Below are 12397 nucleotides of genomic sequence, written 5' to 3' on the forward strand. Positions count from 1 at the left end.
AATTATTTATTACTGATTATATGCTTTACTGGATTGGCAATTCATTTCTATACCATCTCCTGAAGTTATATTCTTGTTCTTTTGTCATTGAATCACTTACTGAAATCTTATACCTATAAGTTGATGGTGCATATTCAACACTAATTGGTAAAAAAGTTTCCATGCCTTCGCGAATAATAGGTAATTCAACAACACTGCCTTTTTTCACATAGTTTCCAACACTATCCCTAAAAGGTGTTCTGCAATCTTCTCCAAAAACATCATACAAAATTTTATCACCCTTTTTAAAGACACTTCCAGGATTTACCTTTTCAATATTATAGACCCTGACCCTTTCTACCAACATTTCAACTCCGTAGCCACCATCAAGAGTGCTAACAGGCATATCCTCAGTTATTTTTTCATGAAAATCAAGGCCTAACGATGCGAAAGCTGATTTGAAGTCGAAATTATCTTTCCCACTAATATATTTTTCGAAGAAATATTTTAGCTCTGGATGAACAATATTGGAAAATTCATTAAAGATTTCATCCTCTTTAAATGCTTTGTTTTTGAATTTCTTGCTAAGAATAAAGATTACATCGGCAAGATTTTTTTGTCCGTTAGTCAACCTCATGATTTCAAAATCGAGGAACATAGCTGTGATGGTACCTTTGTTGTAAACTTGTGAGTATTGCTCACTCCATGGATCTTCTAAAATTTTGGTACTCCAGTTCGTAAAACTGATATCAACCGGAAATTTATTCATTATGAGCATTTTAATACGCATCACATCGTTTAGGAGCTCATCAAGTCCTATTAACCCGGTTTGTAATTTAGTGTGCCAAGAGAGGTAATCGGTTACTCCTTCATAAAGCCAGAGATGTTCCGACATTTTCGGTTCCTGAAAATCAAAATTTGCAACTAATTCACTCTTCAGGTTTAATGGAGTAAAAATATGAAGAAGTTCATGGGTGCAAGTTCTTTGCATAAAGTAGAGATAGGATTCAGGCCTGCCGGCATCTGCATAAAAATAGAATGATGATGAACCATGTTCCAATGCTCCAACATGTATTTTCGACATCTTCATTTTTTGAAAAATATTAAGTGAGCTACTGCCATAGATTCCATCCTTAAAATGAGTCAAATCCTTTAAGTATATAATCAGGGAATATTTTTTTAAAGGCAGTTCTTCTCCATAGTATTTTCTAACTGATTCTAAATAAGGTTTTATCCCGTTTTTAATAATATCAGAAGAAGATTTTCCTGTTTCGGAATAAATACCAATCTGGATAAGCGTTTTGTCCAATAAGAAACTTGTCGTGTCTGGTTTTGAAAATAATACTGGGCAATCGATTAATTCTTGGTAGCTTTCTGATGAAAAACTTTGCAAATTTTTCGTGTTTTCAGATTCTGATAAACTTGTAACCCCATAAAAATCATCAGGTTTATTAAATGAAAGATTGAACCTAGCTTCTTTATATCCTTCAAAATAGCCAAAAACTGCACTTGTATTAAATGCAAATACCTTATCTTTTGCAAAAATTGAACCGGATGATGGTGGAATCTTTTTTCCTTTTCTACCATTATAGGTTGAGCTAACTTGATATGTAATCCTGTACAATGAATTTGCATCCTGAATATTAAAGCAATTGTCATCAACCTTTTTAACGTTTAGTTCATCTCCATCAACATCAAATGCTTTAAAATGTTTGATAAACCTGCCAAAATCAACCCGATCGTAATTACCAGGAATAATTGCGGGAAAGTAGAAATTAATAGTCTCATTACTAATTTTAGGACAAATCAGTTCAACAGATATTTGATTATTATCTGCTTGTAAAAGATCTATGGAGTAACCATATACATTTGAATCATCACTTCGTTCTTTGTTATTCTTATTTATCGTGGTGTTACACGACATTATCAAGAAAACAAGACAGATTTTTAGAATATAATATTTTTTCATAAATCATACATTTATTAAAGAGTCTTTACAATTAAACTTCATTTCAATAATCCGATTCAGGTATTAGATGTTTAAAATTGAAGCGTAATGATCCATTTTTATGGTTTTAGAATTTTTCATTGATTACATTTTGCTGAATCCTATTATTTCTTTTAAAATTGTTTATTTTATAACTGATATTTAAAGTAATGATGTTATTTTCAGGCATGTAAGCAAAACGATTAATGAAATTGCTCCCATTTTCGTCCATTTTAATTTTGCCCGATTCAAACAAATTACGTGCTTGCAATACAAGGGTAAGATTTTTCTTTAACAGCTCCTGTTTAACGGAAGCGGTTACCAAATAAAATGGATCTATATCGCCCTGTTGCATTACCGCTTTTCCGTAGTATTCTGCATTTAACTGAAACAGGGTAGTTTTTGAAATAGCGCAACTTGAATTGAGTCGGATCGTAAAGCTGAAAGCACTGTAATTTGCATTAAAATCCTCAATCCTCCCTTTCGATAACATATAGAACAAATCGACTGATGGATAAAGTTTTAATGTTTTAAATAATTTAAAGCTTGAAGAAAATTCAGACCCGGCAAATCTATTCAGGTTCATGTTACCATAAGTCATAACGTGTCCGCCATTTGAATCGAGTAATGTGATTTGCGTGAGTGCATTTTTTGTATAACGATAATAGCTGTTAATGGATAAAGTAAATGGTTTGAATATTTTAGTGATATTGAATTCGTAGGAATCTGTAATATCAGGTACGAGGTCTGGATTTCCGATATTCATCAGTTTTGAACTTCGGCTTGATGGGAATGGATTCAGCCAAAAATCAGTCGGCCTTTGTATCCGTCTTGAATAACTGGCTTGCAATTGAAGTTTTTCACTAACTTGTCTTGATAAATGAAATGTTGGGAATAGATGCAATTTTTGATATGTATAATCGATGTTACTCGTTTGTTGCTCCAGTATCCTATCGGTTATTTCACTTCGTAAACCAAGCTGGTACTCTGTTTGATCAGCTTTACCCATAATCATTAAGAACGCTCCATAAATTTGTTGGTTGAAAACCAGATTATTGGAAAACTCCTGATTAATCTTCCAATTATTTTGTAAATAATCATAGTTTTCGAAATCAAGAGATACGTTTCTTTTGTTTCGGCTTATCAATAAGCCACTTTCAAAACCTAACCTCTCATTAATTTCAAACGAATAATCGGTCTTTAATTCATAAATAAACCTTTCATAGTTATTTGAAGATTTAAGGATTTCAGGTTCAGCATCAATTTGAAAATAATCCTGATCTGTATCAAAATCTTTCGATAGCTGATCAAAACCGCTATTGAGGTAGGTATATGAGAAATCTAAACTAATTTCATTTCCTTTTTCCTTGAACTTATGAACGAACAATATTGCAGGGTTAATAAAATATCCATCTACATCGTATGTTTCATTATTTGCAAAATAAGATACCAGCCCATCTGTGGCAGTCCATTGCTTGTTATAAACCGATTTATTTTTGTGGAAATTGCTTGTTCCAATCGTGTTAATAAATGACAGATTATTTTTAGAGTTGAATTCATAATCCAAGCCTAATTTTAAATTTGAGGAAGGACGAATTCCTGTTTGATCTACAACTTCATCATTAAAATAAGAAGTATTATTCAGTAGATAATTTCTTTTGATATCAAAATATTGATTGTTTACATTCTCCCTGATGTCGGCTCCTAGAAAAATATTAATCTTTTCCTTCTTCAGATTAAAAAGAAAGTCGCCTGAATAACTCTCGTTGCTTGAATAAGAAGTATTCACAATTCCTGATAAGCCCTTTAATATTTGTTTTTTTGTAACAATATTTATTATACCCGCTACTCCTTCGGCATTGAATTTAGCTGATGGGTTGGTGATTATTTCGATTGTTTCAATTGAATTGGCTGGTATCTGTCTTAAGGCCTCTGATCCCTGAAAAGGACTTTGTCGGCCATCAAGCAGTACCAGGAAATTGGTGCTGTTCCTTAACAGAACTTCACCGTCAATGTTGGTTTTTACAAAAGCATTGTTTTGCAAGATGTCAATCGCAGTCCCACCCACTGAACTTAAATTTTTTGAGACATAAATCACCTTTTTATCAATTTTCTGCTCAACAGTTTTCTGTTCTGATTGAATTGAAACTTCATTTAACTCAAAAATTTCCTCTTCTAGTTTTATTGATGGGATATCAATCACTTTGTTTTGGATGGTTACGATTAAGTTATCCACCCTATGCTTTTTATATCCAACAAATTGGATGATGAGATAAAAATTGCCGTATGGTACATTAGAAAGTGTGTACTTCCCAGATGAATTTGTAATAGTACCGGAAACGAAAGATGAGTCAGAAGCCTTAAATATTGCAATGTTTGCGTATTCAATAGGGAAATTGGCTCTGGAATCTATAACTAAGCCGTTAATTTTACCGCCATTGATCTCATTTAAAGTAATTGAATAGGATACCAAGGTCAGTCCAAACACAAAAAATAGAATTGTATTTAATCGTATTCTCATTTCTAAAATATTTATTTTTATCAAAACAATCTTTATTTAATAAGTTTTACAAATCAAATCAACCAAATGGTAAATACAATCAACCATTTAGTGTTATTGTAGTTTGTAACTCAATTATTTTTATTGTTGAATAAATAGATTATCAATGATGTGCGGATAATTTTTAGGTAGATTTAGAAAAAAATTAATAATCCTTTTTTGATTGGAATTAAATAAAATGGATTAGGTTTACCGGAAATACAAATTCGTTTAACAAAGATGTAGATTAGTAGATTCTGATTTATAAAGTTTTAAAAAAAACAATAGTTTTGTTATAAAATTTTATCAATGACAATACGGAAACTCAGGCTTTTTGCTCCAGCATTCTTTTGGATCTTCCAGATCCTAGTACATATTATAAGAAATATCTATGTTATTGTATCTGACTCGTTTTCGATTATATTTTCTAATATTATTATTATCTATCCTCTCGATGCTGTTACATTTTCGGTGTTTTACTATTATTTTGCCCCGCTTTTTTTTAAGAAGAAGAATATTCAAGTCAACATTATTTTTAGTATTGCTTATATTTTTCTGTATGGCTTTGTATGGGTTATGGTTTACTATTTTTGGCAAACACATGATCACAATGAGTTAAAATCTTTATACTTTTCAAGTTTTGGGCATAGTTTGAATTATTGCTTTTTGGGTGTATTGATGAGGTTAGGCATCGAATGGTTTGAAAAAAGGGAAACCCAAAAAGAACTTGAAAAGCAAAACATTAAAACCGAATTGGCTTTATTACGGGCACAAATCAATCCCCATTTCTTATTTAACACTTTAAATAATATCAACTCTTTTGCTACTCAAAATTCGGAGAAAACCTCATATGCTATCATCAAATTGTCCGAAATAATGAGATACATGCTTTATGAAGCAAACGGAGAAAAGGTGCTTTTAGATAAGGAATTGCAGTACATTTATAATTTTCTGGAATTACATAAGCTCAGGTATAAGCATAACTCATTCGTGCAATTTTCAGTCAGTGGTACTACTTCAAACATTTTTATTCCACCCATGATTTTCATTCCGTTTATTGAAAATGCCTTCAAACATGGGAAAAAGGGACCCAAGGACGTAATTGAAATAAACATTAGTGTTAGGAATAAAGAAATTGACTTTAATTGCCAGAACAATAAAAGGCAGCTCAGTGAGAGTGAGAAAAAATTGGATAAAGGTATTGGAATACAAAATATTAAACGAAGGCTTGAATATTTGTATCCCCAAGGTTTTGTGTTAGATCTTTTGGAAACCGACACAACATATTCCGTTCATCTTAAAATAAAAAATTATGAATCAAGTGTTTTCATTTAACGCTAAAAAGGATGAAAATCTTAAATACGAGTTACTCCCGTCACATTTATTAAGACTATTTACAGATGAAAATTAACTGTATTGTTATCGATGATGAATTACCAGCCATTCAGCAAATGGAAGAGTACATTAAGAGAATTCCATTTTTGAATCTGATGCAGTGTTTTGATAATGCAATTGAACCAATTAATTTTATAAAGAAGAATCAGGTTGACTTGATTTTTCTTGATATTGAGATGGAGGGTTTCTCTGGCCTGCAATTTATAAAGTCTATACAAAACAAACCCAAAATCATTCTAACTACCGCATACGATGCCTATGCGTTGGATGCATACAATCTGAACGTGTCGGATTATTTGCTGAAACCCATTTCATTTGAACGGTTTATTCAGTCATTGGATAAGATTTTTGAATATTTTTCAACCATTAAATCGATCACTACCGACGAAAAAGTTTATAAACGCGATTATTTTTTTGTAAAAACCGAGTTCAGGATGCAACGTGTTGATTTCAATGATATATTATTCATTGAGGGCATGAAAGAATACTTGCGTATTCATACTGCTGAGGAAAGAATAATGACATTACAAAACTTTGTAAGTATAATAGAATTGTTGCCTTCCGATAATTTCATTCGGGTTCATAAATCATATATTGTTGCTGTGAATAAAATTAAATCTATTGAAAGAAATAGGATTTATATTGGTGATCAAATCATTCCTATCAGTGCATCCTATAAGGATCAATTTTTCATGTTCTTAAAGAGATGAGTTTATTTTGGGAGAGCGGAAAGTAAGTTGAAAAAACGAAAAAAGATCAAAAACAAAACTTTATTTGCAAGAAAAAAAGGTAGATATATCTAAAAAATATACCAAAAATTTTTCTTTGAGAAACGGGATTATACCCAATTAATCATCCACCTATAAATCACTGTAATAAGGAGGGATTCAGCGAAATTCTGGCCGGGGAGCTCATGGCCAGGGCGAATGAAGAATGGTTCCCGGGAAAAATCAAAACTTATACTACACAACATTGTAAATCGTCAGCAAAAAGTTTAACTTGGTTTCAAACCTCATGGTTCACGCACGGATTGGCACTAGAAAAGGGGTTGAACTTTATCGACTTGAATGATCGGAATCAACAACTTATTAATCGGACAAATGAAGGTGTTTCTAAATTCAACCTTGGTGACGGATTAAAGCAGGTCGCATAAATCAATTAGACGCAAAGAGACTCATTATGCATTAAATGATTTGAACCCGATCCGTTACGTCGAAAATTTTCTCAATAAGGTCATCATTGAAAAAAAAGATATACCTTTGGTAGGTGCTACTTACACAATGTTTTATTGAAGGGAAGCTTACAAGTACGCCATATCAAATCTAAATCTTTCAGGAAAGGTTCGGAGAAAATTTCAGATAGGGGTACGGTTCAAAAGCGCTCTCTTTATATAAAGTAGGGCGCTTTTTTGCTATACTATTATTTTCTTTTGAAATGAGCCTGAAAACTATTGAAATATTTTTTCGTATGAAAAAATAATGGATTTCATCCTGGTTCCATAAGATTAACATTAAAATTTTTTTATTGATGAAAATTAATTATAAAAATGCTTCCGTATATCTGCCAATTGCCTTTGCCATAGTTTTAATTATTGGGATTTTTGTTGGAAAGAACATTAATTCCGGGCTCACGCTTGATCAGGCTTTAATGCCATCAAACACAAATAACCCGTATAATAAGTTGGCTGATATTATCAATTATATTGAGAAGGATTATGTAGATCCGATTGATCGTGAAAAATTGACTTCTAAGGCAGTTATGTCTATCATAGAAGAACTCGACCCTCACACTTCTTATATAAGTCAGGAAGAATTTAATGCTGTTAATGACCCACTTTTGGGTTCTTTCGATGGAATCGGAGTACAATTTAATGTTATTGAGGATACCATTGCCATTGTTCAGGTAATTCCAGGAGGTCCTTCAGAAAAATCGGGAATAATAGCGGGAGACAGAATCACAATGGTTAATGATTCGTTAATAGCAGGCGTTGGTATTACAAACAATGGTGCCATTAGATTATTAAAAGGTCATCGGGGTACGAATGTTAAAGTGAGTGTTTTCCGAAGAGGATTTCCCGAGCTCATAAATTTCGATATCATCCGAAATATTATTCCTACTTATAGCCTTGATGTGGCTTACATGATCAATGATTCGGTTGGTTATATGAAGCTGAACACTTTTTCTGCCACAACCTATGCAGAGTTTAGTGAAGCTGGTAAAAAACTTAAGCAGCAAGGCGTAAAAAATATTATTTTAGATTTGCGAGGAAATACAGGGGGCTATGTAAGGCCAGCCGTTCAAATTGCTGATGACTTTTTGGCCGATGGTAAACTAATTGTTTATACAAAAGGGAACAATCGTCCCAAGAGCTCAGTTTACTCGAAATCAAATGGCTTGTTTGAAACTGTAAACGTAATCGTTTTAATCGACGAAGCATCTGCATCGGCAAGTGAAATTTTAGCAGGGGCAATTCAGGATAATGATCGGGGCACCATCATTGGTAGACGATCATTTGGTAAGGGATTGGTACAGGAACAACTTAATTTCCCTGACGGTTCCGGATTAAGAATGACCATAGCCCGTTATTATACACCTACAGGCAGATCGATTCAGCGGGCTTATGGCGATGGTTTTGACGAATATTATAATGAATTTTATCATCGTTATACCAATGGTGAATTACTAAGTGCCGATAGTATCAAATTTGCCGATTCACTGATGTATAAAACTCCCGGTGGAAAAATTGTATATGGCGGAGGTGGTATCATGCCCGATCTCTTTGTTCCAATAGAAATGTCAAATCCGATTTTTTATAATGTTGTCATAAACAGAGGACTTGCTTATCAATTTGCCTTTAATTATACAGATACGCACAGGGAAAAATTGAGTAAATACAAAAAGCCCATCGACTTTATTGATTCGTTTGAATTCACAGATGAAATGTATGATGAATTTGTTGCTTTTGCTATTTCGAACGGAGCCGATAATAATGAAGCAGAGATTAATAAGTCGGCAATAAAATTAAAATCATTGATTAAAGCCTATATTGGAAGAAATATATTGGATAATGATGCTTTTTATCCAATTTTTAATAAAAATGATGTGGTAGTCATTAAAGCTCAAAATTATTTAACTTCGAAAAAGTAAACCTGATATATTAACCTAAAACAAAACATCATGAACTTTGAACTTCCATTATTACCTTTTTCAATGGATGCCTTGGAACCATTTATTTCAAAGCAAACACTTGATTTCCATCATGGAAAACACCACCTCACCTATGTGAATAATTTGAATAAATTGATTGTAGGAACAAAGTTTGAAAAATTAAGTTTAGAAGAAATTATCTTAACAGCCGATGGTGGGATTTTCAATAATGCCGCTCAGGTTTGGAATCACACTTTTTACTGGAATTGTATGTCTCCAAAAGGAGGGGGTGAACCTACCGGAAAATTGCTCGAAGCTATAAAAAACGAATTTGGATCTTTTGAAGAATTCAAAGAAAAGTTTTCGGTTGCGGCTACTACCTTATTTGGATCAGGTTGGGCCTGGCTCGTGAAAAACAAGGAAAATAAACTTCAGATCATTCAAACCTCAAATGCAAATAATCCAATGACTCAAGGATTCATATCTTTGTTGACTTGCGATGTTTGGGAACATGCATATTATTTGGATAAACAAAACCGTCGACCGGCATATGTGGAAGACTTTTGGAAGCTTGTTGATTGGAAAGCAGTAACTAAAAGATTTTAATAAAAATAATTCCCCGAAGCTCTGCTTCGGGGTTTCCGTATATTCTCCCCTGAATAGGGGACCTGCCGTCAGGCAAGTATCCCATAGCTCTGCGACAGGGATAGTCAATATTAAGAATTTTTTTATTCCTTATAAATGTTCAAAAAATCAAATTAAAGCTCCCATTTTATAAAGCTTTTAATTTTAACGCAGTTTTAATCCACCTTAAATTTCTATTTCTTATTAGGTTTTAACTTGTATAGATTGATAATTTTCATTAAAATTGTATGAAACTTATTAATCATGTAACAAAATGAAACCAGGCGAAAACCAAAATCCAATTTTAATTCCTGAAGAAAGTATTATTGAGGGATTTATTAAGACCAAAAAATCATTCAGAATAGAAAGTAATTTCTATGGTACATTATTGTCTACAGAGAAGGTAATCATTGATGAAACCTCCAAAGTAGTAGGAGATATTGTTTGTTCAGAGCTGCTTATAAGTGGTAGTTTCGAAGGTAATATATTTTGTACCGGTAAATTTAGCGTTGTTGGAAGTTCTAAAATTAAGGGACAAGTTTATACGAAACTATTCCAAAATGAGGAGAATTGTGATTTGAACTGTTTTATCCAAATACCCAACAATGCAGTAATCAACGCAATTCAGGATATCTTGATAAATGTTGATGCTTCAACAAAACTTTCTACAGATGCGAATCTAAAGAAAATCATTCAATTATTTAAGGAGAATGTTTATACTGCAACCGACGAATCAAAAAAAATAAAGAAAGATTCTCCGGTTGAAAAGGAAGTAAAAGATTCGGATCCAATTGCTCCAAAGCAAGTTTAAAATAAACTTTAACCGTTTTAGTTAATTCGCTTATTCCACCGTTACTGATTTCGCAAGATTTCGTGGTTGGTCAACATTACAACCTCGCATGACCGCTATATGATACGAAAGTAATTGTAAGGGTATTATTGCTAACAAGGGCACCAATAATTCATCGCATTCCGGAATTTCAATCACAATATCAGATATTTTTTTAACTTGAGTGTCACCCTCTGTAACTATAGAGATGACTAGTCCTTGTCGGGCTTTTACCTCCATAATATTACTTTGCACCTTTTCATAGGTCCCTCTGTTGGTTGCAATAAAAACGACGGGCATATGCTGATCAATGAGTGCTATCGGGCCATGTTTCATTTCAGCCGCAGGATATCCTTCAGCGTGTATATAAGAAATCTCTTTAAGCTTAAGTGCCCCTTCAAGTGCTACCGGGAAATTGTAACCTCGACCTAAATATAAAAAGTTACGGACATCTTTAAACCTTTTTGCGATCTCAATAATTTGCGAATTAGAATTGAGCAGTTTTTCTACCTTTTCAGGAATTGCATCCAGTTCGAATAAAAGATTCTGTAATCTTGATTGTGCAATTGTTCCCTTTTTATTTGCAACCATTAATGCCATCAAAATTAATACAGTGACCTGAGCCGTAAATGCTTTTGTTGAGGCAACTCCTATTTCGGGTCCGGCATGTGTAAACGATCCGGCATGGGTTTCTCGAGCAATAGTTGAGCCAACTACATTACAAATCCCTAAAATAGTAGCTCCTTTTGATTTAGCCAATTGTATAGCTGCAAGGGTATCGGCTGTTTCGCCGGATTGTGAAATGGCAATTACAATATCATCTTCGTAAATCACCGGATTACGATATCTAAATTCAGAAGCATACTCAACTTCAACAGGTATTCTGGCGAGGTCTTCAAATAAATATTCACCAACCATTCCTGCATGCCATGAAGTTCCGCAAGCAACAATTATTATACGTTTTGCATTAGCGAGTTTTTGCTCATAATCCTTAATTCCACCGAGAGATACAATGCCTTTATCAAGGCTTAATCTTCCTCTAAAACTGTCTCGTATCGATCGGGGCTGTTCATAAATTTCTTTAAGCATAAAATGCTCGAAACCACCCTTTTCAATAGCACTCAAATTCATTTCCAGCCTTTGGATATAGGGTGTTTGGATTTTATTCTTAATTGTCTTTATCTCGAGTTTTTTCTTGTATCTGATTAATGCAATTTCTTCTTCTTCAAGATAAACGACATTTCTTGTATATTCAATAATTGGTGAAGCGTCGGAAGCAATATAATAATCATCATCCCCTATCCCGATTACTAGTGGGCTACCCTTTCGTGCTGCTACCAGCATATTCGGCTCAGTTTTGGATATCAGAACGATGGCGTATGCGCCAATTACCTGGTTTAAAGCGATACGTGTTGCTTCATACAGATTAACATTTTCATTTTTCTGAATATCTTCAATTAAGTATACCAGCACTTCTGTATCTGTGTCGCTTTGGAATATATAACCGCGATTAAGCAATTCTGCCTTTAATGAATTGTAATTTTCAATAATCCCATTATGAATGATGGCAATTTCTTTGCTTTCCGAATAATGCGGATGAGCGTTCTGGTCGTTTGGTTCGCCATGTGTAGCCCATCTGGTGTGAGCAATCCCAATATTGCCATTGGTGTTTTTGCCAGAGATTAAAGCCTCAAGATCGGCAACTTTACCTTTAGTTTTATATACACGAAGACCACCATTTAATAATGCAATACCTGCACTATCATAACCCCGATATTCAAGTCGTTTTAACCCCTTCATTAAAATTGGGTAGGCTTCTTTTTTTCCTATATATCCAACGATTCCACACATAGTAATAACTAAACTTTAGAATTTTAAAAAATCAAAAACATAAGAA

At 33.4% G+C, this 12397-nt stretch carries 9 protein-coding genes; 6 read left to right on the plus strand and 3 right to left on the minus strand.

Features of this window, described 5'->3' with window-relative positions; translation table 11 throughout:
* Window positions 1–25 precede the first annotated feature (25 nt).
* Both KKG99_15445 and KKG99_15450 read right to left on the minus strand, forming a co-directional pair.
* A complete protein-coding gene (locus tag KKG99_15445; protein MBU1014393.1) occupies window positions 26–1948 on the minus strand; it encodes a hypothetical protein in 1923 nt (640 codons plus the stop codon).
* A gap of 106 nt (window positions 1949–2054) precedes the next feature.
* A complete protein-coding gene (locus tag KKG99_15450; protein MBU1014394.1) occupies window positions 2055–4487 on the minus strand; it encodes a TonB-dependent receptor in 2433 nt (810 codons plus the stop codon).
* A 327-nt stretch (window positions 4488–4814) separates the two neighbouring features.
* Between KKG99_15450 and KKG99_15455 the strand changes: the two genes are divergently transcribed.
* From KKG99_15455 to KKG99_15480, 6 genes are all read left to right on the plus strand, one after another.
* Window positions 4815–5840: a histidine kinase gene (locus KKG99_15455; GenBank protein ID MBU1014395.1), complete on the plus strand. Its 1026-nt coding sequence runs from the start codon at window positions 4815–4817 to the stop codon at window positions 5838–5840.
* Window positions 5841–5905: 65 nt separating this feature from the next.
* Window positions 5906–6610, plus strand: coding sequence for a LytTR family DNA-binding domain-containing protein (locus KKG99_15460; protein MBU1014396.1), 705 nt, complete (start codon window positions 5906–5908; stop codon window positions 6608–6610).
* A 203-nt stretch (window positions 6611–6813) separates the two neighbouring features.
* Complete coding sequence (locus KKG99_15465; protein MBU1014397.1) at window positions 6814–7053, plus strand: hypothetical protein; 240 nt, start codon at window positions 6814–6816, stop codon at window positions 7051–7053.
* A gap of 374 nt (window positions 7054–7427) precedes the next feature.
* Window positions 7428–9047, plus strand: coding sequence for a S41 family peptidase (locus tag KKG99_15470; GenBank protein MBU1014398.1), 1620 nt, complete (start codon window positions 7428–7430; stop codon window positions 9045–9047).
* A 30-nt stretch (window positions 9048–9077) separates the two neighbouring features.
* Window positions 9078–9653, plus strand: a complete 576-nt coding sequence (locus tag KKG99_15475) for a superoxide dismutase (protein ID MBU1014399.1) — start codon at window positions 9078–9080, stop codon at window positions 9651–9653.
* A gap of 292 nt (window positions 9654–9945) precedes the next feature.
* Window positions 9946–10482, plus strand: a complete 537-nt coding sequence (locus KKG99_15480; GenBank protein MBU1014400.1) for a polymer-forming cytoskeletal protein — start codon at window positions 9946–9948, stop codon at window positions 10480–10482.
* 30 nt (window positions 10483–10512) lie between these two features.
* On the opposite strand, the gene glmS is transcribed toward KKG99_15480, so the two are convergent.
* A complete protein-coding gene (gene glmS, locus KKG99_15485) occupies window positions 10513–12351 on the minus strand; it encodes a glutamine--fructose-6-phosphate transaminase (isomerizing) (protein MBU1014401.1) in 1839 nt (612 codons plus the stop codon).
* Window positions 12352–12397: the final 46 nt, after the last annotated feature.

The organism is Bacteroidota bacterium (assembly GCA_018816945.1).
Lineage (GTDB): Bacteria > Bacteroidota > Bacteroidia > Bacteroidales.

Coding starts and splice junctions, on each gene's coding strand:
- glmS (MBU1014401.1), bottom strand. CDS start 12,351: ATGTGTGGAATCGTTGGATATATAGGAAAAAAAGAAGCCTACCCAATT.
- KKG99_15455 (MBU1014395.1), top strand. CDS start 4,815: ATGACAATACGGAAACTCAGGCTTTTTGCTCCAGCATTCTTTTGGATC.
- KKG99_15450 (MBU1014394.1), bottom strand. CDS start 4,487: ATGAGAATACGATTAAATACAATTCTATTTTTTGTGTTTGGACTGACC.
- KKG99_15475 (MBU1014399.1), top strand. CDS start 9,078: ATGAACTTTGAACTTCCATTATTACCTTTTTCAATGGATGCCTTGGAA.
- KKG99_15460 (MBU1014396.1), top strand. CDS start 5,906: ATGAAAATTAACTGTATTGTTATCGATGATGAATTACCAGCCATTCAG.
- KKG99_15480 (MBU1014400.1), top strand. CDS start 9,946: ATGAAACCAGGCGAAAACCAAAATCCAATTTTAATTCCTGAAGAAAGT.
- KKG99_15465 (MBU1014397.1), top strand. CDS start 6,814: ATGGCCAGGGCGAATGAAGAATGGTTCCCGGGAAAAATCAAAACTTAT.
- KKG99_15470 (MBU1014398.1), top strand. CDS start 7,428: ATGAAAATTAATTATAAAAATGCTTCCGTATATCTGCCAATTGCCTTT.
- KKG99_15445 (MBU1014393.1), bottom strand. CDS start 1,948: ATGAAAAAATATTATATTCTAAAAATCTGTCTTGTTTTCTTGATAATG.